We start from the raw sequence: 23,785 nt of genomic DNA, 5'->3' as shown, positions 1-23,785 counted from the left end.
AGCATCCTCGCCATGACGGCGCCTCCCGGCGGGCGGCTGCCGCGACTCTGGGAGGAGACATCAATGAGCTTGAGTGATGCGAAGGGGCCGCTGGGCTTCCTTCACAAGGACAACATCGTGGCCAAGCCCGGCTTCAACCGCTGGCTGGTCCCCCCCGCGTCCATCGCGATCCACCTCTGCATCGGCTCGGTCTATGCCTGGTCGGTCTTCAACCCGCCCTTGACCCGCGAGCTCGGCGTCGTGGCGGCCGCGGGCGACGACTGGTCGCTCTCCTCGGTGGTCTGGATCTTCTCCGTGGCGATCGTCTTCCTCGGCCTCGCCGCCGCCTTCGGCGGCAAGTGGCTCGAGAAGGTCGGACCGCGCATGGTCGGCGTGCTGTCGGCCTGCCTGTGGGGCGGCGGCTTCGTGGTCGGCTCGCTCGGCATCGCCAGCCACCAGCTCTGGCTGGTCTATCTGGGCTACGGCGTGCTGGGCGGCTGCGGCCTCGGCCTCGGCTACGTCTCGCCGGTCTCCACCCTGATCCGCTGGTTCCCCGACCGTCGCGGCATGGCCACCGGCCTCGCGATCATGGGCTTCGGCGGCGGCGCGATCATCGCCACCCCGCTCAAGTCCTGGCTGCTCGGCCTCTATTCCGAGGCGCCGACCCTGCTGGGCATGGCCGGTGAAGTCGAGACCGTGACCGAGAACGGCCGCCTGTTCGTCGAGCAGAACGGCACGCTGGTCGAGGCCGTGACCGCCACCGCCGCGCAGGCAGGGCAGATCGAGGGCGTGGTCGCCAACGGTCTCTACGCCGTCGGCACCGGTGACACCGGGGCGAGCGCCACCTTCCTGACGCTCGGCATCGGCTACTTCATCGTCATGATCATCGCCGCCTTCGGCTTCCGCGTGCCGGCCAAGGACTGGAAGCCCGAGGGCTGGCAGCCCAAGCCGGAATCGGCCTCTGCCGGGATGATCACCCGTTCGAACGTCCATATCGACCAGGCGATGAAGACGCCGCAGTTCTGGCAGCTGTGGATCATGCTATGCTTCAACGTGACCGCCGGCATCGGCGTGATCGGCGTCGCCAAGACCATGATGAGCGAGATCTACGGCACCTCCATGCCGCTGATCGTCACCGCCGCCTTCGCCTCAACCTACGTGCTGATGATCTCGGTCTTCAACATGGTGGGTCGGTTCTTCTGGGCCTCGACCTCCGACTATATCGGCCGCAAGACCACCTACACGATCTTCTTCGTGCTGGGCGCGGCGCTTTACATGTCGATCCCGTTCTTCGCCTCTGCCACCGCGACCGACCCGTCGATCCTCTGGCTGATCGGCTTCTACGTCGCGACCATGATCATCTTCACCATGTATGGCGGCGGCTTCGCGACGATCCCGGCCTACCTGGCGGACATGTTCGGCACCATGCATGTTGGCGGCATCCACGGCCGTCTGCTGACCGCGTGGTCGACCGCGGGCGTGCTCGGCCCGCTGGCGATCACGAGCCTGCGCGACATGTCGGTCAAATCGGCGATCGCGGATCTCGCGGCCCGCGTCGATCCGGCCGCCTTCGCGGAGAAGTTCGGCGCCGGGCTCGACCAGATCGACCAGCTCGTCGCCGCCAAGACCGTGACCATCGCCCGGCTGATGGAGATCGCGCCCGAGGGCACGATCGACCCGACGCCGAGCCTGTACAACACCACGATGTACGTGATGGCGGCGCTGCTGGTTGTGGCCTTCTTCGCCAACCTGGCCATGCGCCCGGTGCGCGAGAAGCATCACTACCGCGCCCCCGAGACGGACATGCGTGCGGTTCCGGGCGAATGAGCGATCCGGTGTAACGCCGAACCCTTGGGGGCTGCGCCGATGGCGCGGCCCCTTTTTCGTTGTGCCATGCGGGCCGGCCATTGGCGCGACCCCGCATACACGCGGCGCCTGTCCGGGCTCCGCTCCCGTTCTATGTCCCATTACGGACTGGCTGCACCACCGACGGATGCGGCTGACACTGTCAGGAGGAGGTTCACTTGTTCAAATTCACCATCGGCCCCGCCGCCCTGCTCGCCCTCGGGCTGAGCCTGCCGGCAGCGGCGCAGCAGGACGACACCGAGAGCAACCCTGCCGAGGCAACGTTCTGCACCCCCGACTATGCCCCGGAAGACGGGGATGATGCCGAGGCCCGGCACGCGTCCGAATTCGCCGAAATGGATCTCGACGAGGACGGGATGGTCTCGCAGGAAGAGTACACCGCCTGCCGCACCGCCGCCGAGGGCGGGTCCCAAGAGGCCAATGCAGAGGGAGAGACGGAAGGGTCCGGCGTCGACGTCGCCGCCGCCGATCTCAAGGCCGGGGAAGGTCTCTACAAGAAGGTCTGCCGCGCCTGTCACGGGCCCAAGGCGCAGGGCATGGCGAGCTTTCCGAAGCTCGCGGGCAACGATGCGGATTACCTCGCCTCGCGCCTCCACCAGTACCGCGACGGCGAGAAGGTGGGCCCGAACTCGGCGCTGATGATGCCGGTGGCGGCCAAGCTCTCGGATGACGATATCGCCAATGTCGCGGCCTATATCGCGACCGGGATCGAGTGATCGCACGCCCCGGGCGCGGGGCAACACGCGGGCGCTACGCCATTTTTGGCGGCGCGCCCGTCGGATCGACCTAGTTTCATAACTACCGATCAGGCGAAGACCTGTCGGAAATCTCAGGGAGGAGAAGAGATGACACGATTGAAAAGCAGAACCGCGATGCCCGGGCTCATCCCGGTTATCGCTGGCGCTCTGGTCTTCGGCACGACGGCCGTCGCGCAGACCGGGACCAATACCTCGAGCCTGCAGCACGAGGTGGTGCTCGAAGGGCTGGAGAACCCGTGGGACATGGCCTTCCTCGATGACGGCACGATGTTCTTCACCGAGAAATGCAAGGGCCTCTCGGTTCGCATGTCCGACGGCACCGTCAATCCCTTGCTCGGCATGGGCGGGGTCGAGGGGTATCCCGAAACCTTCGACGACCTGTTCTGCGAGGGGCAGGCCGGCATGAACGGCGTGGCGATCGATCCGGAGTTCGACCAGAACCGCCGCATCTATGTCTACTCGGCCTCGAACATGTCGGACCCGCACACCAACCGGCTGATGCGACTCACCGTGAACGAGGACTTCACCGCCGTGGCGGATCGCACCGACATCGTCGACGACGTGCCCTACAAGATGGAGGCGAGCGACCACCCCTTCGGTGGGCCGGGCGCGCATAACGGCGGCCGGGTACGCTTCAACCCCGGTGATGGCTTCCTCTACCTGACCACCGGCGACAACCATAACGAGGAGATCCCGCAGAGCCCGACGCTGATGGGCAGCAAGGTGCTGCGCATCGATACCGACGGCAACGCTGCGCCCGACAACAACCCGCCCGAGGGTTTCGACGACCGCACCTACACCTATGGCCACCGCAATGTGCAGGGCATCGCCTTCCACCCGGGCACCAACACCCCGATCGTCGCCGAGCATGGCCCTTGGCACTCGGACGAGATCACGGTGCTCCAGAACGGCGGCAATGCCGGCTGGGACCCGCGCCCCAACATGGCCGGTCGCGACGACTGCCCGGATGACTACTGCGGCTATTCCCCGAACCAGATGGAAGGGATGAACCGCTACGAGCGGGCAGCCTTCATGCCGATGACCGACTTCGAGACCTATCCCGACGCCATGCCCCCGATCTGGGACAACAACGGCTGGTCGCAGGGCACGTCCTCGGCCGCCTTCCTGACCGGCGAGCAGTGGGGCGATTGGGACGGCGCGCTGGTGGTCGGCATCATGGGCATCGGCTTCGGCGGCACGCCGATCGGCCAGCGCATCGACGTCATCCAGCTCGACGACGATCTCGCCGTAACGGATGTGACCGAGATGACCCTGCCGATGGATGCCGGGCGGTTCCGCTCGGTGGTGATGGGCCCCGATGGCAGCCTCTATGCGGCGGTCGACGAGGGCATGATCCACAAGCTCACCCCCCAGTAACGGGGAAACGCGCCGCCTTCGGGCGGCGCGTTTTTCCTTGCGGACAGCTCACTCGTAGCGACGCCCGATCACACGCAGGAGTTGCCGAGGTCCGTTCCAAGACGCGGCCCCTGCCCGGCCTTCCCCAGCTCCGGAACTATCTTGGGCCGGCGAGCGTGGCCGTGAAGCGTATCGCCTATAGGAAACTGCAAGTCCCCCATCATGGCTGGACCAGCCATGCCGCGACTTGTCGGCATCCGCAATTCGCGCCTAGGTGTGACGGCCTGCGCCCCGGTGACCCGGGACGCGGGGTGGCGTGCCTCAGGAGGCGAGCGCCCGATCGGTGCCGCGCTCGGACGGCACCAGGGCACGGACGAGATCACGCATGTGCAGCACGCCGACCTGCCGCCCCTCGCGCATGACGCGGTAATGGCGGTTGGTGTCCCCCTCGGCCATCGAGATCACCGATTCCAGCGTGTCGTCGTGGTCGACCTCGCCGTCGAGTCCCTCGACCGGCGCTTCGGTCCTCTCCATCACCGAGCGGGTGCGCAGCACCCGGGCGCGGTTGATGTCGCCGACGAAGTCCTCGATGTAGGGATCCGCCGGGTTCAGCAGGATGTGCTGCGGCTCGCCCTGCTGCACCACGAAGCCATCCTTGAGGATCACGAGGTGATCGGCGAGCTTGAGCGCTTCGTCGAGGTCGTGGGTGATGAAGACGATGGTCTTGTGCAGCTCGGCCTGCAGGTCGATCAGCAGGTCCTGCATGTCGGTCCGGATCAGCGGGTCGAGCGCCGAGAACGCCTCGTCCATCAGCATGATGTCCGAGTTCGAAGTCAGCGCCCGGGCGATCCCGACACGCTGCTGCATCCCGCCCGAGAGCTGATGGGGATACTGGTCGCCCAGCCCCTGCAGCCCGACCCGGTCGAGCCACTTGGTAGCCTCGTCGGCATAGGCGCGCGTTTTCTTGCCCTCGATGGAGGGGGCAAGGCCGGTGTTTTCCAGAACCGTACGATGCGGCAGCAGCGCGAACTTCTGAAACACCATCGACATGCGGTGCTGGCGCAGGTCGCGCAGCTGCCGGGCGTTGTAGGTCAGGATGTTGTCGCCATCGACCAGCACCTCGCCCGCGGTGGGTTCGATCAGCCGGTTGAGATGGCGGATCAGCGTCGACTTGCCCGAGCCCGACAGGCCCATGATCACCGTGGTCTTGCCCGCGGGCATGTCCACGTTGATGTCGTTGAGGCCCAGCACGTGGTTCTCCTGCTCCAGCAGGTCCGCCTTGCTCATCCCCGCATGGACATGGCCAAGCGCCTTCTCGGGCGCGTCGCCGAAGATCTTGTAGAGGTTGCGGATCGAAATCTTGATCTCGTCGGTCATGTCCGTCTCCTCAGTGCTGCGACGCGTTGATGCGGGCCAGCGCCGCCTTGGTCACCCGGTCGAGGATGATCGCCAGCAGCACGATGCCGAAGCCGGAGACGAGGCCCACGCCCAGTTCGAGGCTGCGGATACCGCGCAGCACCAGCACACCCAGACCCGGCGCCGAGACCAGCGAAGCGATGACGACCATGGCGAGGCTCATCATGATGGTCTGGTTCACGCCGGCCATGATGTTCGGCAGGGCCAGCGGGATCTGCACGCCGAACAGCTTCTGGCGCTCGGTCATGCCGAAGGCGTCGGCGGCCTCGATCACCTCCTTGTCGACCATGCGGATGCCGAGGTCGGTCAGGCGCACCACCGGCACGATGGCATAGAGGATGATCGCGATGCCGTAGAGCTTGGGCTCGGTCACCGAGAACAGGAAGATGAGCGGGATCAGATAGACGAATGGCGGCAATGTCTGGAGCATGTCGAGCACCGGGATCATGCCGCGTTGGACCTTGTCGTTGCGGGCCATGGCGATGCCGATCGGCACCCCGAAGAGCACGCATATGAAGGCGCAGACGAAGATGATCGCCAGCGTCTGCATGGTGTAGTCGTAGTAGTCGATGAAAGCGAGGAAGGCGAAAGAGAGACCGACCAGCCCCGCCAGCTTGAGCGAACGGCCCACCGCGAAGGAGACGATCATCAGGATCGGGATCATCAGCCACCACGGCACCGCCTGCATCAGCCACAGCGCGTTGGTCAGCGCCCAGCTCAGCGGCTGGGTCAGCGGGTCGACCACCACCTGCAGCCCGTCCTTGATGGCGAGAAAGCCGTTCTCGAGCCCGGAGGTCAGGTCGCGCGATTGCGGCATGGCCGGGCAGGCCTCGTTGAGCGCGTCGAGCGATGGGAAGGGCGTGTCCCAGGCCGATACCTCGGTCGCTTCGCCGCTGGTCTCGCTCAAGAGCGCGTCCATCGACATCAGCCCGCCTCCGGCGTCGTCGCCGCCGCACCACTCGCGCAGGCCCAGCCCGTCGAACACGAAATCATAGGTCGCCATCAAGGCTCTCTCCCGGCGGTTACCGCCTTGTTATTGCTTCAAAGAACATGACAAGGGGCGGCGCGGGCCGCCCCTTGAAGCGATCGGGCACGAGGCGCCGTCTTACTTGAGCAGCGCCGAGAGCTTCTCGCGGGCCTCGTCGTTGAGCCACTCGGACCAGACGTCCGGGTTGTTCTTGAGGAAGTAGACCGCCGCTTCTTCGTTCGAGGCGCCGTTCTCGTCGGCCCAGGCCAGAAGCGCGCTCATGGTCTCGGTCTCGAAGGAGAGCTTGCTCATCAGCTCGGCGATCTCCGGCTCGCGCTCGCGGAAATCGGTGGTCACCACGGTATAGACCGGGGCGGCCGGATAGGCGCTCACACCGGGGGTCTCGGTGTCCTTGTTGGCGTTGGCGGCATGCGCCTCGGCGTCGTATTCGCCGATCGTCACCTCGGTCATGTCGAACTTGCCGAGCGGCACGGTCGGACCCCAGTAGTAGCCGAACCAGGGCTCCTCGTTCTGCACGGCGGAGGCCATCGAGGTGGCCAGCGTCTCGCCAGAGCCGTGGTTGAACACTTCGAGACCCGAGCTCTCGAGATCGAGCGCGCGGATCAGGTTGTCGTTGGTGACGCGGCAGCCCCAACCGTCGGGGCAGTTGTTGAAGCGCCCGCCGACCAGCTCTGGGTTGGCCATCACGCCTTCGATGGTGGTCAGCTCGGGATGCTCCTCGGCGAGGTAGGTCGGAATCCACCAGCCCTCGACGCCGCCGGGGGTGAGCACCTGGCCCAGTTCCTCGACCTTCCCGGCCTCCTTGAGTTCCTTGTAGACGTCGCCGGTGGAGTTGGTCCAAAGCTCGGTCAGGATGTCCGGCTCGCCGTTCTCGGCGACCGAGGTGACGGCCGGCACGGTGTCGGAGGGCACGGTCGCGACTTCGCAGCCATAGCCCTGCTCCATCAGGAACTTGGCGACGGCGGTGACGATCTCGGAGGATGCCCAGTTCATCTGGGTGATCGAGACCTCGCCGCATTCGGCAGCGGCGGCGCCCGGCAAGGCAATGGTCGCGAACAGCGCACCGAGTATCTTCTTCTTCATTCCGTTCTCCTCATGCTGGTCCATTGGCCTGACACGGCCGGATCCGTCGTTCAGATCCATGCCATGCTGGCGGGGATCTCCTGTCCCGTCAGGGGGCACGCGGCGTCACGCCGGCCCCGGGGACGAATATCGACCACTTGCCGCCATTCGGGGGGGCAACTTAGCGATTGTGCCGGGAGGAGCAAGCTGATTGCCCCAGAAAGCAATTAAACAGTTGTTTTATAACTGCATTCCACCCGCGACATCCCGTTGAACGAAGCGGGCCGGGCTCGCCTTTCGGTAGAACTCGCGCTCCTCGGCCTGCGTTCCGCCGATGCCCGGGAAACCCGTTTCCCGCCGTGCGGAGGCGCGGAGTCTCTACCCAATCCAAGTCAAGGAACGCGCCTCTCACCGGCTGCCCGTTGCATCCTTTCGGGCCGATCCAGGTTGGACCGAGGAGACCAACGGGAGAACGCAGAATGATCGTCGGGCTGCTGCTTGCCGCCGGTGCATCGCGACGCTTCGGCGCGCAGGACAAGCTGCAAGCGGACTTCCGGGGGCGTCCACTGGTGACGCATGCCGCCGGGGCGTTGAGCCGGGCTGGAACGGATCGGCTGCTCGCAATCTGCCGCACGTCCGAGGTCGCAGCGCTGCTCGATGGCTTCGAGAGCCTGTTGCCCGATCCGGAGGGCGACCAGGCGGCATCGCTGCGGGCGGGCGTGCGGCGCGCCCGGGCGCTCGGCGCAACCAAGCTGCTGATCACGCTGGGCGACATGCCCCTAGTTGGAACGGAGCTGCTCCGCAAAGTGATCGCGGCCTGCGGCCCTGCGCTTCCGGCAGCGGCGCATGACGGAACGCGCATCATGCCGCCGGCCTGTTTTCCGGCGGCCATGCTGGCCGACCTCATGTCGCTTGCGGGCGACCGGGGGGCGGCCAGCCTGCTGCGCGGCCGCCCCCCGGGCACGGTACAGCTCTGTCCCTCCCCCGCTGATCGGCTGCGCGACATCGACACCCCAGATGCATTGCGCGCCGCCGAGGCGGGCTGAGCGCTCAGAGCCCGGCCAGCACCTTGTCGAGCGTGGCCGGGAAGTCGCGGACCCGCACCCCGGTGGCGTTGTAGATCGCGTTGACGATCGCGCCCGCGGTACCGCAGATGCCCAGCTCGCCGATGCCCTTTGCCTGCAGCGGGCTGGCCCAGTCGTCGCGCTCCTCCAGAAGTTCGACGGTGATCTGCGGCACATCGGCGTTCACCGGGATGTGGTATTCGGCGAGATTGTGATTGGCGAGATGGCCGTCACGGTCGTCGAAGGCCATCTCCTCGGTCAGCGCCATGCCGATGCCGAAGATCATCCCGCCCAGGCATTGCGAGCGCGCGGTCTTGGCATTGAGGATGCGACCGGCGGCGAAGCTGCCATGCATCCGCCGCACCCGCGTCTCACCGGTCACGCCGTTCACCGCCACCTCGACGAAATAGGCCCCGAAGGTCGCCTGCCGCACCGCCTTGGAGGTCTCGCCGGGCAGCACGTGACCTTCCTTGACGATCTCGTCGCCGTTCAGAATGGCAGCGAGGCTTTCGGTGCGGTTGTCGAACACGGCCTGCCCGTCCTTGAGCGTCAGATCCGTCTCGGCGACGCCGAGCCGCTGTGACAGCTGGGCACGGATCGCCTGGCAGGCGACATAGACCGAGGTGCCGCTCGACGATGCGCCCCATGAGCCGCCTGACCCGGCCGCGGCCGGCAGGTCGGTGTCGCCAAGCACCACCTCGACGCTCTCGCGCGGCAGGCCGAGCATCTCGCCCGCGATCTGGCCGAGAATGGCATAGGTACCGGTGCCGATATCGGTCATGTCGGTTTCGACCCGGGCGGTGCCGTCCGGGGCCAGCGTGACGCGGGCGCGCGATTCCTTGAGCACGTTGATCCGCGCCGCCGAGGCCATGCCGTAGCCGATCCACCATTCGCCCTCGCGACGGCTACGCGTCGCCGGCCGGTCCTCCCAACCGAAGGCCTCCGCCCCGCTGTCGAGCGCCTCGCGGAAGCGGCGGGAGGAGAACTCCTTGCCCGACTCGGGATCCTTCTCGGGGATGTTGCGGCGGCGCAGCTCGATCGGGTCGATGCCCGCCGCGTCGGCCAACTCGTCCATCGCACATTCGAGCACGGTGATGCCCACCGCTTCGCCCGGCGCGCGCACCGACCCGGCACAGAGCCGGTGGACCCGCGCGAGATCGAGCGATAGGCGACGGTTTTCGCCCGCATAGAGGAAATGCGTCGCCTGCAGCACCGGCTCCGAGAACACCTCGCCGGGCAGGTTCGACACCAGCGCCGCCTGCCCGATCCCGGTCAGACGCCCTTCGGGACCTACGGCGAGACGGACGCGCTGCCGCGTCTCGGAGCGGCGCATCGTCGTCTCGAAGACCTGCGGCCGGGTGAGCGCCACCGAGACGGGACGACCGGTCTCCTTCGCAGCGATGGCGGCGGCCACCGCCTCGGGGGCGAGGCCGAGCTTGGAGCCGAAACCGCCGCCGACATAGGGCGCGAGGATGCGCACCCGGTCGGGATGGATGCCCAGCGCGTCGGCAAGCTCGTTGCGATTGTATTTCAGCATCTGGTAGCTGCCGCGCAGGGTCAGATCCTCGCCCTCCCATTGGGCGATCGAGGCATGCGGCTCCATCGGCGCGCTGGAATGAGAGGGCGTGCGGTAGGTGACGTCGATGCTGTGCGCGGCCTTGGCCATGGCATCGTCGAGATCGCCCTGATCGACGCCCTTGGCGGGCTGCGGCTCGTAGGCCGCCGTCTCGGGATCGACCGGGCGCGGCGTGCCGCCCTCCAGCGCGATTTCGAGCGACTGGGCGGCATGGCGGGCCTGCTCGAAGCTTTCGGCCACCACCAGCGCTACCGGCTGACCGAGGTAATGCGCCTCGTTGGGGTCCTGAACCGGCGCCTTGTTGGCGGTCCCCTGCGCCGGGTTGCGCAGGAGGCGCGGGTCGTGGATCACCGCCAGCACGCCAGGCATCGCCGCCACCGCGTCGCGGTTGGCGAGACGCACGCGGCCGCTGTTGCCCGGCGCGCGCACCAGCATCCCGTGCGCGAGGTTGTCGATCCGATATTCATCGGCATAGGTGGCGGTGCCCGTCACCTTGAGCGGACCCTCGGGCCGGTCGAGCGGCGCGCCGACCAGCCCCTGCGCCATCCCGTCGAGCCGCCGGTCGGTCGCCGGGGCATCCATCTTGAACTGTTCGGTCATGCCGCGGCTCCTGTCGTGAGGTCTGCCAGCACCGCCTTGAGCACCCGGCGCGTCAGCGGGATCTTGAAGTCGTTGTCGCCATGGCCCCGCGCATCCTCGAGCAGGATGTCGGTAGCGCGGTCGAACAGCGCCTCGGAGGGGGCCTGCCCGACCAGCGCGGCCTCGACCTCCCGGTTGCGCCACGGCTTGGGCGCGAGACCTCCGAACGCCAGATCGGCGCGGCTGATCCGCCCCTCCTCGACCGCGACCACCGCGGCGACCGAAACCAGCGCAAAGGCATAGGAGGCGCGGTCGCGCACCTTGCGATAGGCCTGCCGCCCCTCGACCGGCGCAGGCAGGATGACGGCCGCGATCAGGTCGCCGGGCGCCAGCACGGTTTCACGCTCGGGCGTATCGCCGGGCAGCAAATAGAGGTCGTCGAGCGGCAGGCGCTCCGTCCCGCCACCAGAGCGGACGATCTCGACCTCGGCGCCCAGCGCCATCATCGCCACCGCCATGTCGCTGGGATGGGTGGCGATGCAATGCTCGGAGGTGCCGAGCACGGCGAGGATGCGATTGACCCCCTCCATCGCGCCGCAGCCCGTCCCGGGCGCACGCTTGTTGCAAGGCATGGCACGGTCGTAGAAGTACAGGCAGCGGGTGCGCTGCAGCAGGTTGCCGCCGGTGGTGGCCTTGTTGCGGAGCTGTTGGGTCGCGCCTGACAGCAGCGCCCGGCTCAGCACCGGCCAGTGGCGGCGCACGCGCGGATCGTTGGCGAGATCGGTGTTGGAGACCAGCGCCCCGATGCGCAGCCCGCCGCCGCCGGTGGTCTCGATGTCGCGAAGTTCCTCGATCCGGGTGATGTCGATCAGGCGTTCGGGCGCCATCACCTCGAGCTTCATCAGGTCGATGAGGTTGGTGCCCCCGGCGATGAAGCTGCCCTGCACGGCGGCACGGGTCGCGTCCTCGATTCCGGTGCCACGGTGGTAGTCGAAGGGTCTCATGCTACCTCTCCCGCCGCCTTGCGGATCGCGTCCACGATGTTGGGATAGGCCGAGCAGCGGCAGAGATTGCCGCTCATCCGCTCGGAGATCTCCTCAATGGTCAGTTCGGGCCGCGCCTCCAGATCCTCGGTGACATGGCTCGGCCAACCCTTTGCGATCTCTTCGAGCATTGCGGTGGCCGAGCAGATCTGGCCCGGCGTGCAGTAGCCGCATTGAAAACCGTCCTTCTCGACGAAGGCCTGCTGCATCGGGCTGAGAGCACCGGGCTGGCCCAGCCCCTCGATGGTTGTCACCTCGTCCCCGTCATGCATGCACAGAAGCGACAGGCAGGCGTTCACACGCCGTCTGTTTACCAACACGGTGCAGGCGCCGCATTGGCCGTGATCGCAGCCCTTCTTCGTACCGGTCAGGCCGAGGTGATGGCGCAGCGCGTCGAGCAGGCTGGTGCGCGGGTCTAGATCCAGCTCTCGCGCCGTGCCGTTGATGATCAGTGACGTCTGCATGCGGGGGCTCCTCGGGAATGGCTCATCGCCAGGCGGGCGATCGGCTGGGGATGGGGTCGTGATACGCCTCGCGGCGTGGCGCGAGGTCGGGATCGGCGGGGATGCAGTTTGCGGCCTCGACGATCTCGGCCAGCACCGAGACCGCGAGCACCCGCGGATCGCGAGCACCGGGGATGAGGCCGATCGGGCCACGCAACCGGTCGAGTGCCGATGCGCCGAAGCCCGCCTCGGCCAGCGCCGCGCGACGGCGTGACTGGGCGCGTGCGCTTCCCTGCCCCCCGACCCAGAAAGCCGGGCTGTCGAGCGCTACTGAAAGCAGCTCCGGTTCACGGTCATGGTCATGGAAGAACAGGACGACGGCGGTGAAACGGTCGATCTCGTCGGGGTCGATGCCTGCGGCCCGGAGCACCGGGTAACCGGCAGCGATGGCGACGCGCGAGAAGGTGTCGGCCTCGCCCTCCTCCCCCAGCACCAGCATCCGGGGATCGGGGCGCAGCGTGAGCGCGGGGAGCCCCTCGACCTGCAGCCGGGTTTCACGGCGATCCGCGAGATCGGCCAGCGGCCTGTCGAGCATCGGGCCCGGCTCGACCGGAACGAGGGAGATGTCGATGCCGCTGCCGCATGGCAGCCGGATGTCGATGAAGGGCGATCCCTTCCCGTAGCGCAGCCGCATCGGCTTGCCGCTCCGGCGGACCGCGGCGGCCTGAAGCGCGAGGTCGCCCTCGATGCAGCCCGAGGACAGTTGCCCGACGGGCAAGTCACCGTCGGGAAAGCCCATCATCGCGCCGCATGGCCGATAGAAGCCGCCCTCGATGCCGGTCAGCACGGCGAGCACGCCGCCCGATCCCGCGAGCGGGCGAAGAACGGGGGCGGCCTCGTACTCGAAAAGCGGGGCAAAGGGCACATCGGCCTGTGCCTCGTTGGCGGGCTGGCGGGGCATGCGGGCACTCTTCGGCTGTCGGCGCATCGCTGCCCCAGCGCCCGGCGGCAGGCTTTGGTTCCGCCGTTCGCGGCGCTGCCCTGCTTGGGGCCGACACGCGAGAAGAATTCCGCCGAAGCAGAAGCCTCTCGCATGAGTTGTGCTCGTGCGGCGCAGGGACATTTCCCGCGCCGCCATCCCTGCCTTGCCTGTATTCGGCCGGAGCCGGGCGGCGATCAGTTAAAGAAGGTCGCTTCCGTTACTGTCGCCGCACCGCCGGTCAGGCGCAGGCGATCCCCAGCGCCCGGTCGAGATCGGCGATCAGGTCTTCGGGATCCTCGATCCCGATCGACAGCCGCACGAGGTCGGGCTCGGCCCCCGCCGCCATCTGCTGCTCCGCCGTGAGCTGGCGATGCGTGGTCGAGGCCGGATGAATGATCAGGGAGCGGGTGTCGCCGAGATTGGCGACGTGGCTGAACAGCTCCAGATTGTCGACGAGCTTCACGCAGGCCTCGAAGCCGCCTTTCACGCCCACGGTGAACAGCGCGCCCGCCCCCTTCGGCGTCACCTTGGCCACGCGGTGGTGCCACGGGGAGGACGGCAGACCGGCCCAGGTCACGCGGTCGATGCGCGGGTCGGCTTCCAGCCATTTCGCCACGCGCTCGGTGTTCGACACGTGCCGCGCCATGCGCAGGCTCAGCGTTTCGATGCCCATCAACGCGTAATGCGCCGCCTGCGGGTTCAGCGTCATGCCCAGATCGCGCAGTCCGACCGCGATCGAATGAAAGGTGAAGGCCATCGGGCCCAGCGCCTCGTGGAAGTTCAGCCCGTGATAGGCGGGCTCCGGCGCGGCCAGCGAGGGGAACTTGCCCGAGGCCGACCAGTCGAACTTGCCGCTGTCGACGACGACACCGCCGGTGATCGTGCCGTTGCCGGTCAGGTACTTCGTCGCCGAATGTACCACGAGGGTGGCGCCCTGCGCGATCGGATTGCACAGGAACGGGGTGGCCAGCGTGTTGTCGACGATCAGCGGCAGACCGACCCGGTCGGCCAGCGCGGCAACCTCTGGCAGGTCGGTGATGTAGCCGCCGGGATTGGAGATCGACTCGCAGAAGATCGCGCGGGTGTCGTCGTCCACCGCCGCCGCGATGGCGTCGAGATCGTCGAAATCGACGAAGCGCGCCGACCAGCCGAAGCGCTTGATGGTCTGGCTGAACTGGGTGACCGAGCCGCCATAGAGCCGGGTCGAAACCACGATGTTGCAGCCCGGCCCCATCAGCGGGAACAGCGCCATGATCTGCGCCGCATGCCCCGATGAGCAGCAGACCGCCCCCGCGCCGCCTTCAAGGGCGGCCACGCGGTCGGCCAAGGCGGAAACCGTCGGGTTGGTCAGCCGCGAGTAGATGTAGCCCACTTCCTGCAGCCCGAAGAGGCGCGCCGCGTGGTCGGCGTCCTTGAAGACGTAGGAGGTGGTTTGGTAGATCGGCACCTGTCTTGCGCCGGTGGCGGGATCGGGTGCCGCCCCCGCATGGACCTGCATCGTGTCGAAGCCAAGCGTGCGTTTGTCGGTCATGTCCCTCTCCCTTACGTTTGGTCAGACGCTATTCCGGCGATGCGTGATCCACAACATCCCGTCCTAGGCCTTTAAGGGTCGCTGGGTGCCCCACAGTCGTGGAAACGAGACCACCTAGGCTCCGAGCCCCCATCATTTCGAGGGCGGAACGCCTCCTGCGGCCGACCCTGTCGGGGGCGCGCTGCTCCCCTCCCGGGCGAGAAAACATTGCGCTGTCAAAGCTGAAGTGCTGTGATCCTTGCGATCCGGGCGTCGTTGAGGAGCGGCCGCCCGGGCATCTCTGGGAGGAGGACCACTCGACATGCTGAAGAAACCCACGTTCCTGGGCGCGACGGCGCTCGCCGCGCTGGCGCTGTCTGCCCATGCGGCCTCGGCGCAGGACGACTGCCCCGAGCGCGGCGCGCTCGACGCGATGTATTGCGACGCCGACGGCGATCTGGTGGCCGACGCGCCGACCGACGAAAGCCTGCTCAAGGACCCCGACACGCTCGTCTTCGCCTACACGCCGGTCGAGGACCCGGCGATCTACGAGGACATCTGGGAGCCGTTCATCGCCCATCTCGAAGAGGTGACGGGCAAGGACGTGCAGTTCTTCGCGGTGCAGTCGAACTCGGCCGAGGTCGAGGCGATGCGCTCGGGCCGCCTGCACATCGCGGGCTTCTCGACCGGACCGACGCCCTATGCGGTGAACCTCGCGGGTGCGGTGCCCTTCGCCATCATGGGTTCGGATGACGGGCAGTTCGGCTACAAGCTGCAGCTCTACACCCAGGCCGACAGCGACATTCAGGAACCCGCTGATCTCGCCGGCAAGCGCGTGGCGCATACCTCGCCGACCTCGAACTCCGGCAACCTCGCGCCGCGCGCGCTGTTCCCGGATCTCGGCGTGGTGCCGGACGAGGATTACGAGGTCACCTATTCGGGCAGCCACGACCAATCGATGCTCGGCGTCGTCGCGGGCGATTACGACGCGGCCCCCGTCGCTTCCGAGGTGGTCGACCGGATGGCCGAGCGCGGCCTCTACGATCCCGAGGAGGTGCGCATCGTCTGGGAGAGCGACCCGTTCCCGACCACGTCCTATACCTATGCCCACGACCTCGCGCCCGATCTGAAGGAGAAGATCGAGGAGGCCTTCTTCAGCTTCGACTTCGAAGGCACGGCCCTGGGCGAGGAGTTCACCGGCGTCAGCAAGTTCATCCCCATCACCTATGAGGACCAGTGGGCGGTGATCCGGCAGATCCAGAAGGCCAATGGCGTCGAGTACACGCCCGAGGGCCTCGCGGCGGAGTGACGCGCATGATCCCGGCCCCGTCTGCGGGGCCGGGATCCTCAAGGAGAATGCAATGCTGAAGATCAGCGATCTGGTGAAGCGCTATGGTGGCGGCGAGCCGGTCTTGAAGAACCTCGACCTGACCATCGAGGGCGAAAGCGTGGTGTCGATCATCGGCTCCTCGGGGGCGGGCAAGTCGACGCTCCTGCGCTGCATCAACCGGCTGGTGGAGCCGACATCGGGCTCGATCACCCTCAACGGCGCCGAGCTGACCCGCCTGCGCGGCGGCGAGCTGCGCCGCGCGCGGCGCAAGATCGGCATGGTGTTCCAGGGCTTCAATCTCGTCGACCGTCTCACCGTGATGGAGAACGTCCAGTCCGGCCGCCTGGGGTACATCTCGACTTGGGCCGCGCTGATGCGGCGCTACCCCAAGGAAGACATCCGCCGCGCCTATGAACTGATGGAGCGGGTCGGCATCGCGCATTATGCCGACAAGCGCGCCGATGAGCTGTCGGGCGGCGAACGCCAGCGCGTCGGCGTGGTCCGCGCGCTGATGCAGAAGCCCGAGATCCTGCTTGCCGACGAGCCGACCGCCTCGCTCGACCCCAAGACCTCGGAGCAGATCATGGGGCTTTTGCGCGATCTCTCGGGCGAGCTGAAATTGCCGGTGCTGATCAACATCCACAACGTCCACGAGGCCAAGGAATTCACCGACCGGATCGTCGGCATGCGCTATGGCCGGATCATCTTCGACGATCTGCCGCAGGCGCTCGACCAGGAAGCGATGGACCGGATCTATTCCGGCAGCCCCGCCGCCGACCGCGCCGGCGACATGCGGGAGGCGTCATGAGCACGCAGCCCGCCATGCCGCGCGATCACTGGCGCAAGCCGAGCTTCATCGCCAACCCGGTGCTGCGCTGGGTCGTCTATGGCGGCGCGATCTTCTACGTCGTGTGGACCCTCGCCTGGCTGCCGATCGATTGGGTCCGGGTGGCCGAGGGCGTCGAGCGCGCGGGCCGCATCTTCGGCGGTGCCTTCCCGCCGAGCTTCGAGCGGTCTGGCCTGCTGATCGACGGTTTTCTCGAAAGCCTGAAGATCGCCATCCTCGCCACCTTCGGGGGCGTGATCCTGTCGATCCCGATCGCCTTCATGGCAGCGCGCAACATCGTCCCCTTGCCGGTGTTCTACCTCGGCCGGGCCATCATCATCGTCGCGCGCAGCTTCCATCCGGTCATCGTCGCGATCATCTTCGTCAAGGCGGTGGGCTTCGGCCCTCTGGCCGGGGTGCTGACGCTGATCGTCTATTCCATCGGCTTCGTCGCCAAAATGCTGGCCGAGAGGATCGAGGAGATCGATTTCGGACAAGTCGAGGCAATGCGCGCCGCCGGCGCCCCCTATCTCTCGACGCTGATCTACGCGGTGGTGCCGCAGATCATGCCGCGACAGGTCGGTCTCACCATCTACCAGCTCGACAGCAACCTGCGCGCCTCGGCCGTGGTCGGCATCGTCGGCGCCGGCGGCATCGGCTCGACGCTGGCCAACGCCTTCGGGCGCTACGACTACGATTTCGCGCTCGCCATCACCATGGTCATCGTCGCCGCGATCCTCCTGTCGGAGGCCGTGTCGGGCCAGATCAGGAAACGCTTATGACCCTCGCCGATCTCGGTCACGACGACTGGACTCGCTTCACCCTGAAACAGCGGTTGCAACGCTACGCCGTCTTTGCCGCCTGCGCCTTGGCCATCGGCTGGGCCGTCTCCTCGATCGAGGTGATCTGGGCTTGGGTCTGGGACGCGCCCAGCCAGATGGGCGACCTGTTCGGCCGGATGATCCCGCCCGACCCGTCGAACCTCGGCGCGATCCTGCGGGTGCTGTGGGAGACGGTGAACATCGCCACCATCGCCACCGCCTTCGCGGTGATCCTGTCGCTGCCCGTCGCCTGGCTCGCGGCGCAGAACACCACGCCGAACCGCGCCACGCTCTGGATCGGCCGCTTCATCCTCGTCTCGTCGCGCTCGATCAACACGATCATATGGGCGCTCCTGTTCGTGGCCATCTTCGGCCCCGGCATCGTCGCGGGGATCGTGGCGATCATGTTCCGCTCGATCGGCTTTGTCGGAAAGCTTCTGGGCGAGGCGATCGAGGAAATCGACAAGCGGCCGGTCGAGGCGCTCGAGGCCACCGGCGCGTCGCGGCTCAAGGTGATCGCCTACGCGATCGTGCCGCAGGTCATGCCGACCTTCTGGGCCGTGTCGATCCTGCGCTGGGACATCAACCTGCGCGAATCCACCGTGCTCGGCCTCGTCGGTGCGGGCGGCATCGGCATCATCCTGCAAGGCGCGATCGACACCTTCAACTGGCGCGAGGCGGCGACGGTACTGCTGGCGATCCTAGGGCTGGTGATCCTGGGCGAGATCGTCTCGGCCTGGCTGCGCCGCCGGATCCTGTGACCACTCCGCCCCCTGCCGGGCGGACTGCCTTCGACGCCTATCTGGCGATCCGCCACCGCCTGCCGGATGCGCCCGAAGGCAGTGCCTATGGCCGGGCGCCGCATCTGGGCGCCATCGCGGATCCCTTCGAGGTGATCCTGTTCGACGCTTATGGCGTGCTCAATGTCGGCGAGACGCCGATCCTCGGCGCTGCCGCGCGGATCGCCGAACTGCGTAAAAAGGGCAAGCGGGTGGTGGTGGTGTCGAACTCCGCCGGCTATCCCAAGCGCGCGATGATGGCACGCTACGAGCAGCTCGGCTTTGACTTCGCCCCCGAGGAGGTCGCGACCTCTCGCGAGGCGCTGCTTGCCCGGCTCACACGCGAAAAGCCGCGCCGATGGGGCGTGATGCTGGGGCTGGGCCACGGCCTGCGCGAGTTCGAGAAGATCGATGCGCATCTGCTGCTCGACGACGCCGCGGCCTATGACGCGGCCGAGGGCTTCCTGCTGGTCGGCTCGGACGGCTGGACCGTGAAGCGGCAACGCCTGCTCGCCGCGAGCCTGCGCGCCCGGCCCCGCCCGGTGCTGGTCGGCAACCCCGACCTCGTCGCCCCGCGCGAGGGCGGGCTGACGCTCGAGCCTGGCCATTTTGCCCATGCGCTGGCCGATACCGAGCTCTGCGCGCCCGAGTTTTGCGGCAAGCCGTTCCGCGCAATCTTCGATCTGGCCCTGTCACGGCTCGATCCCGTGCCCGACCCGTCGCAGGTGCTGATGGTGGGCGATACGCTGCACACCGACATTCTCGGCGCCCGCGCCATGGGCTTCGCCTCGGCGCTGGTCACTGATCATGGTCCGCTGGCGGGAGAGGACATCGTGGCGGCGATCGACCGGGCCGGCATCATCCCCGACTTCGTGATCCCGCATATCTGATGGCGGGGGGCCATGCGGCTCCCCCGCCCTGCTAGGTGCCTCCTCAGAGACCCATGCAGTTGGCGTAGTAGGTCACCGTGGCGGGCCAGTCCGAGAAGATGCCCTTGATCCCCACATCCTGCGCCAGCGCGTCGAGCATGGCGTAGGTGTCGCCGTCATCGTCGATGGCCTGCTCGACCGACTGGAAGTACCAGCCGCCGCCGGATGCCAGCGGGCCGGAGCGCTCGAGCGTCCAGGTGATGATCTCGAGCCCGGCGGCCTTGGCCTCCTCGGCATAGGCCGAGGGCACGATCTCGCCCGCCTCATTGGTGGTGACCAGCATCCACATCGGCGGCGCGATGTAGTTCACCCCCATCTCGGCCAGCTCCTGCATCGTTGGCTTGAAGGTCGACGGGTCGTTGGCGTTGATCAGCCCCTCGTCGTCATCCTCGGCCTCGTAGCGGTCATCGAGATAGACCGCCTGCGCGCCGAACTCCGGCTCGTTCTCGATCCAGTACTTGATGTCGTCGAGGTTGAAGCTCTGCGCCCAGACACGGCTCGGATCGATGCCCGCATCCTTGTACTCGTCGATGAGCTTCTGGGCATAGTCTTCCTGGCTGAAACCCTCATGCGGCATCTCCACCGACGGTGCCTTCAGTTCGGGCGTGAAATCCGCGCCGAGGCTGTCGATCAGCGCGATCGACTCGGCATGGGTCATCAGCTCGGTGCCCGCCACGTAGAGATCGGTCCGCCACGGCGCGGTGCCACCCTGGAACTCCTCGGGCGTGGTGGCCGCCGCGTTCGAGGCGTCCATCTTCGGGCTGAGCTCGCGGAACTCGGCCAGCGTCAGGTCCGAAGTCCGGCACTCGGCACTCGCATCGGTCCCCTCTCCCGCCGGGGTGAAGGCAGTGGTGCATTTCTCGGCGAGATCGGTGACGAGGATGTTCGTCGTCGTGGCGAGGTCGTTCTGCGCATGGCGGCAGACCAGCTCATGGTCGGCGGTGAAGGTCACGTCGCATTCGACGATGCCCGCACCCTGCCTCGCGCCGGCGACATAAGACTGTTTCGTATGCTCCGGGATCATCAGCGGCGCCCCGCGATGCGCGATGGAAAAGGCGGTGCGCTCGGGCGTCTGACCCTGGCAGGCCATCAGCGTGTCCTTGAGCTCTCCATCCTCCATCGCGTCGATCAGGAAGAAGGGCCGCTCGCCATAGCTCAGCGGCGTCTCGCCCTCGGCCATATGGCTTTCGGCCAGCGCCATCGACGGCAGCGCCGTCGCCAACGCAAGAAGTCCCAGTCGTGTCATGTGTCGTCCTCCCTAGGATGCCAGGACCGGTCTCGGCGCCGATCTTCTGGTGAGGGAAGCCTAACCGAAACGCCTCCTTGCGAAAAATCTTTTGCAACCATGCCGGGGATGGCCCCGCGCCGCGGCGATGATCCGCCCCGCCCGCCAACGACTGCGGCGCCGAATTTTGGCGGCGGGACCCTCGGCCCTATCTGCAACTCGGTCTCGATTCAGGCTCGCTGAACCCGTTTCGTCGCCTGAAGCCGAAGCTTCGCCGGCTGTCCGGAGCGACCGGGCCCCACCCAATCCGTGACCTTGAACGCGGAAACCTCACGATACCCCAGACGGTCGACGCTCTCGAGGCGGCACTCCCCGGCCGCCGCCGCAAGCTCGCGAAGCAGCACCCGCCGGTCCGACAGCGAGGCACGGCTGAACAGCGCGAGCTCCCAGATCCCACCCCTTTCGTCGGTAACGGTGACATGGTCCGCCTGCTGGTTGGCGCCGCTCTCAAAGCAGCCAATCACCGGTAGGCTATGAAACGCGTGTCCAAGCGCCTTCGCCAGTCTGACTTCGGTCTTCATCGTCGGTCTCCGTTTCGGTCAGTGTGCTTTGCGGGCGCCTCGCGGGCCTGCAGAGCGGTGGGCGCCGATTGGCACGCCGCGTGGATGCCCCTCGTCATGCGCGGAGCATCTCCTTCGAGGCGTCCTCCGTGAGATCGAGCGCTGATTCCTCGCCGCACCCGGTCCGGGGGTACGGTGCTGCTTATCACAAACTGTCGTGAAAAGCGGCCCCGGAGTCAGGGGCCATGCGCACAGAACGCTCCATCCGCCCGCTTAGTTGCCTGAGGATGCCGGCCGCTTCCCGGCAATGGCGCATATGCGCCTCCGCATTGTCGTGATGACATTCAAGAAGAATAGCCAAGGATTCGAAGAGGAGCCGCTCTTGCTTGCTCACGGAAATACTTGCGAAACAGTAAGACATTGATGAAATCTCCCAAGAAAATCGATCAACGAATGGGCCAAACGCCCAATAAATTCATTCGATCATCCCTCTCACCGCTGAACGAGAACAGGTTCGGATCAGCCACTCAACATCAGGTACAATCTCGTACACACCCATGGGCCAGAACCGGCTCATTCCGCCGGAATAAGGGCGATGGAATCTGGCCAAAATGGCAGTGCGACGATGCCTGCTAGATTTGACCTAGTCGCGTGGTGGCGCCCGATTAAGTGTCGACCGATTGCCCTTGCCAAACAATGCAGAGCCACACCTGCACGGTCGGAAGCGATTGTTTCAAAACCGAAAATCCATCTGGAAAGACTTGCCCCCAGGCCGGCGAGCTTTAACCTAGCTGACACCAGCAAGGTCATAACAGCGTTGAAAGCTGAGCATTCCACAGCCGCCCTCCTGATTTACTTGCGGCCGAACCATTGCCTTCTTCTAAACCGAGAGAATATCGACATTATCAACGCCGAGATCAGCACAATTCTTAGAAGCATCCGTCTTTATAGGAAGTCGCACCTATTTCGAGAAGTATGCCTCTCCTCGCGGAGGCCCGGCTAGCGGCACCTGACGCCTGACACGAAAATATACCTGCCATCCCGAGACTGCCTCGCGGGAAAAAGGGTTCGAGCTACCTGAATAATCGGAAGTCTTGCCAATGCCACCCTCGGCAGGCCGCGGCATGCGCCGGAAGGGGCCCGCCATCTAGGTGCGCAATATCTTCAAATACTACGTCTGCGACCGCCTGCTCCCCGGTCTCGATGCCGGAAGCGGCCGGGCCGGGCGCAAATCAACGCGCCGACCAAAGAGCGTCGCGAGAGGAATACGCTCCATCGAGGCGCCCGAGATGCCGCCGCGGCCGTGCAATCGCGAGAGCAGCGCCGAAACGAAGCGACGGGGCGCCTTCGCGCCCCGTCGCCGGTCGTGACCCGTGTTGCATGGCCGTTCGGCCGCTACTCCACCACCGGCGCCGCGCAATGCGCGCCGGTCGCGGCGAGGCCAGAGCCGAGCGCCAGCATCGGCGGCGCCTGATAGGGGTTGAGCGGCGCGCTGCCGGCCAGATCGGCGGCGATCAGCGCCGCGACGAGGCCCATGACCGCGAGAGCGATGGGGGTTCGGGTCATTGTCACACCTCCAATCCGAGCTTCGGACGCAGCCTCACGCCCCACCAGGCCCCGACAAACGCAGCCGCGAACCAGGCCCAGCCATGCAGGCTGCCGGTCGAGATGCCGGAGAAGAACGCGCCCACGTTGCAGCCGAAGGCCAGCCGCGAGGAATAGCCCAGAAGAAACCCGGCAACCACGGTGGCGGCCCAGGCCAGCGGTGACAGGCGCGGCAGTTTCGCCGCGAGACCGCCGCGCCAGACGCTGACCAGGAAGGCACCGCCGATCAGCCCGATATTGGTGAGGGAGGTGACGTCGGTAAGGATGCTCTGCTCGAGCCGTTCGGCGTTGGCAGGCGCGCTCCAGAAGGCCGAGCCGGACAGGTCGCCGCCCATCGCCTGCGCCCCTTTCGCAGCCCAAAGGCCAAGGCCGTAGACGATGCCCCAAGGCTGGCCGGAGACCACGAGGTTGAGGATCGCCAGACCAGCGATCGCCACCGCCGCGATCCAGAGCCTGCGCGGCACCCGACGCGCCTGTGCCGGGGCCAGCCACAGCACCAGTGCGGCAACGGCCGCGAGGCCGGCCAGCGTGGCGAGAAGCCCGCTGGTGCCGGACAACACCACCACCGGCGCGGTGCCGAGCGAGATCCACCAATCTAGATTATAGGCCCCGGCAAAGCTGCCCAGCGCGAAAAAGGGCAGCGCCACCGCGCCCACCACGTTGCCACTCCCGGCATTGACCAGTGTCCCCGAGCCACAGCCCATGACAAGCTGCATCGCCGCGCCGAAGACGAAGGCCCCGCCGATCATCGCGACGCCGATCGGCGCATGCGCCCCGAACAGCTCTTCGCCATTGCTGGCCAGAAGCGGGAAGGCGGCCAGCGCGACGAGCGCGATGGCCACGAGCTGCGCCAGAAGCCCGGCCGGGTCGCGCCGCAGGATCATTGCCCGCCAGGGTCCGGCAAAGCCGAAGCGCAGGCCTTCGAGCGCGATGCCGAAGCCGAGCCCGATCAGCAGGAGGGCGCCGTAGCGCGCCCCGGCCAGCGCCGCGACGAACAGCACGGCCGCCAGCGCAGCAACGATCAGCAGGCCGCGAGTGCCGATGGTGAAGACGCCCCGCGGGGCGTCCATGCCGGTGTCGGCCATCAA

Annotated in this window: 21 protein-coding genes; 9 read left to right on the top strand and 12 right to left on the bottom strand. The window is 66.9% G+C overall.

What is annotated here, in order from left to right; translation table 11 throughout:
* The first annotated feature begins 63 nt into the window (after positions 1–63).
* The 3 genes from T8T21_RS14850 (at position 64) to T8T21_RS14840 (ending at position 3,980) form a co-directional block, all read left to right on the top strand.
* Positions 64–1,806: an OFA family MFS transporter gene (locus tag T8T21_RS14850; protein WP_322336151.1), complete on the top strand. Its 1,743-nt coding sequence runs from the start codon at positions 64–66 to the stop codon at positions 1,804–1,806.
* 197 nt (positions 1,807–2,003) lie between these two features.
* Complete coding sequence (locus T8T21_RS14845) at positions 2,004–2,561, top strand: c-type cytochrome (RefSeq protein ID WP_322336150.1); 558 nt, start codon at positions 2,004–2,006, stop codon at positions 2,559–2,561.
* Between the two features lie 129 nt (positions 2,562–2,690).
* Positions 2,691–3,980: a PQQ-dependent sugar dehydrogenase gene (locus T8T21_RS14840; protein WP_322336149.1), complete on the top strand. Its 1,290-nt coding sequence runs from the start codon at positions 2,691–2,693 to the stop codon at positions 3,978–3,980.
* Between the two features lie 300 nt (positions 3,981–4,280).
* Here the strand turns inward: T8T21_RS14840 and T8T21_RS14835 are convergent, their stop codons facing one another.
* The 3 genes from T8T21_RS14835 to T8T21_RS14825 all read right to left on the bottom strand — a co-directional run bounded on the left by T8T21_RS14835 (position 4,281) and on the right by T8T21_RS14825 (position 7,446).
* Positions 4,281–5,336 (bottom strand): quaternary amine ABC transporter ATP-binding protein, encoded by a 1,056-nt coding sequence (locus T8T21_RS14835; RefSeq protein ID WP_322336148.1) that lies wholly within the window; start codon positions 5,334–5,336, stop codon positions 4,281–4,283.
* Between the two features lie 10 nt (positions 5,337–5,346).
* The gene (locus T8T21_RS14830; protein ID WP_183474819.1) at positions 5,347–6,378 is read right to left on the bottom strand and encodes an ABC transporter permease; all 1,032 of its coding nucleotides are present in this window, start codon (positions 6,376–6,378) and stop codon (positions 5,347–5,349) included.
* A gap of 102 nt (positions 6,379–6,480) precedes the next feature.
* Positions 6,481–7,446 (bottom strand): ABC transporter substrate-binding protein, encoded by a 966-nt coding sequence (locus T8T21_RS14825; protein ID WP_322336147.1) that lies wholly within the window; start codon positions 7,444–7,446, stop codon positions 6,481–6,483.
* 458 nt (positions 7,447–7,904) lie between these two features.
* Between T8T21_RS14825 and T8T21_RS14820 the strand changes: the two genes are divergently transcribed.
* Positions 7,905–8,471 carry a nucleotidyltransferase family protein gene (locus T8T21_RS14820; protein ID WP_322336146.1) on the top strand — a complete coding sequence of 189 codons (567 nt, stop codon included), beginning with the start codon at positions 7,905–7,907 and terminating at the stop codon, positions 8,469–8,471.
* A gap of 4 nt (positions 8,472–8,475) precedes the next feature.
* On the opposite strand, the gene T8T21_RS14815 is transcribed toward T8T21_RS14820, so the two are convergent.
* The 5 genes from T8T21_RS14815 to T8T21_RS14795 form a co-directional block, all read right to left on the bottom strand.
* Complete coding sequence (locus tag T8T21_RS14815) at positions 8,476–10,665, bottom strand: xanthine dehydrogenase family protein molybdopterin-binding subunit (RefSeq protein ID WP_322336145.1); 2,190 nt, start codon at positions 10,663–10,665, stop codon at positions 8,476–8,478.
* On the bottom strand, positions 10,662–11,648 hold the full coding sequence (locus tag T8T21_RS14810; protein ID WP_322336144.1) for an FAD binding domain-containing protein: 987 nt from the start codon (positions 11,646–11,648) through the stop codon (positions 10,662–10,664). The genes T8T21_RS14815 and T8T21_RS14810 overlap by 4 nt, the downstream gene beginning before the upstream one ends.
* Positions 11,645–12,151: a 2Fe-2S iron-sulfur cluster-binding protein gene (locus T8T21_RS14805; RefSeq protein WP_322336143.1), complete on the bottom strand. Its 507-nt coding sequence runs from the start codon at positions 12,149–12,151 to the stop codon at positions 11,645–11,647. Before T8T21_RS14805 ends, T8T21_RS14810 begins: the two co-directional genes overlap by 4 nt.
* Before the next feature lie 22 nt (positions 12,152–12,173).
* Positions 12,174–13,091 carry an XdhC family protein gene (locus tag T8T21_RS14800; protein ID WP_322336142.1) on the bottom strand — a complete coding sequence of 306 codons (918 nt, stop codon included), beginning with the start codon at positions 13,089–13,091 and terminating at the stop codon, positions 12,174–12,176.
* 259 nt (positions 13,092–13,350) lie between these two features.
* Positions 13,351–14,643, bottom strand: a complete 1,293-nt coding sequence (locus T8T21_RS14795; protein WP_322336141.1) for an O-acetylhomoserine aminocarboxypropyltransferase/cysteine synthase family protein — start codon at positions 14,641–14,643, stop codon at positions 13,351–13,353.
* A gap of 301 nt (positions 14,644–14,944) precedes the next feature.
* Here T8T21_RS14795 and phnD point away from each other — a divergent pair, with 301 nt between their 5' ends.
* The 5 genes from phnD to T8T21_RS14770 are packed head-to-tail and all read left to right on the top strand — an operon-like array spanning position 14,945 to position 19,268.
* Positions 14,945–15,931, top strand: coding sequence for a phosphate/phosphite/phosphonate ABC transporter substrate-binding protein (gene phnD, locus T8T21_RS14790; RefSeq protein ID WP_183474811.1), 987 nt, complete (start codon positions 14,945–14,947; stop codon positions 15,929–15,931).
* Positions 15,932–15,983: 52 nt separating this feature from the next.
* A complete protein-coding gene (gene phnC, locus T8T21_RS14785) occupies positions 15,984–16,760 on the top strand; it encodes a phosphonate ABC transporter ATP-binding protein (protein WP_322336140.1) in 777 nt (258 codons plus the stop codon).
* Positions 16,757–17,560, top strand: coding sequence for a phosphonate ABC transporter, permease protein PhnE (gene phnE / locus T8T21_RS14780; RefSeq protein ID WP_322336139.1), 804 nt, complete (start codon positions 16,757–16,759; stop codon positions 17,558–17,560). The genes phnC and phnE (T8T21_RS14780) overlap by 4 nt, the downstream gene beginning before the upstream one ends.
* Positions 17,557–18,360, top strand: coding sequence for a phosphonate ABC transporter, permease protein PhnE (gene phnE / locus T8T21_RS14775; RefSeq protein WP_322336138.1), 804 nt, complete (start codon positions 17,557–17,559; stop codon positions 18,358–18,360). The genes phnE (T8T21_RS14780) and phnE (T8T21_RS14775) overlap by 4 nt, the downstream gene beginning before the upstream one ends.
* The gene (locus T8T21_RS14770; protein ID WP_322336137.1) at positions 18,357–19,268 is read left to right on the top strand and encodes an HAD-IIA family hydrolase; all 912 of its coding nucleotides are present in this window, start codon (positions 18,357–18,359) and stop codon (positions 19,266–19,268) included. The genes phnE (T8T21_RS14775) and T8T21_RS14770 overlap by 4 nt, the downstream gene beginning before the upstream one ends.
* Before the next feature lie 43 nt (positions 19,269–19,311).
* Here the strand turns inward: T8T21_RS14770 and T8T21_RS14765 are convergent, their stop codons facing one another.
* From T8T21_RS14765 to T8T21_RS14750, 4 genes are all read right to left on the bottom strand, one after another.
* Positions 19,312–20,553, bottom strand: coding sequence for a glycerophosphodiester phosphodiesterase family protein (locus T8T21_RS14765; RefSeq protein ID WP_322336136.1), 1,242 nt, complete (start codon positions 20,551–20,553; stop codon positions 19,312–19,314).
* Between the two features lie 209 nt (positions 20,554–20,762).
* Positions 20,763–21,113, bottom strand: coding sequence for a hypothetical protein (locus T8T21_RS14760; protein ID WP_322336135.1), 351 nt, complete (start codon positions 21,111–21,113; stop codon positions 20,763–20,765).
* Positions 21,114–22,487: 1,374 nt separating this feature from the next.
* Positions 22,488–22,658: a hypothetical protein gene (locus T8T21_RS14755; protein WP_183474804.1), complete on the bottom strand. Its 171-nt coding sequence runs from the start codon at positions 22,656–22,658 to the stop codon at positions 22,488–22,490.
* 2 nt (positions 22,659–22,660) lie between these two features.
* Entirely contained in the window at positions 22,661–23,782 is a 1,122-nt protein-coding gene (locus T8T21_RS14750) for a YeeE/YedE family protein (RefSeq protein WP_322336134.1), read from the bottom strand.
* Positions 23,783–23,785 lie beyond the last annotated feature (3 nt).

Origin of the sequence: Limimaricola variabilis (assembly GCF_034371605.1) — a bacterium.
GTDB lineage: Bacteria > Pseudomonadota > Alphaproteobacteria > Rhodobacterales > Rhodobacteraceae > Limimaricola > Limimaricola variabilis.
This window is presented reverse-complemented; position numbering and strand designations above follow the sequence as displayed.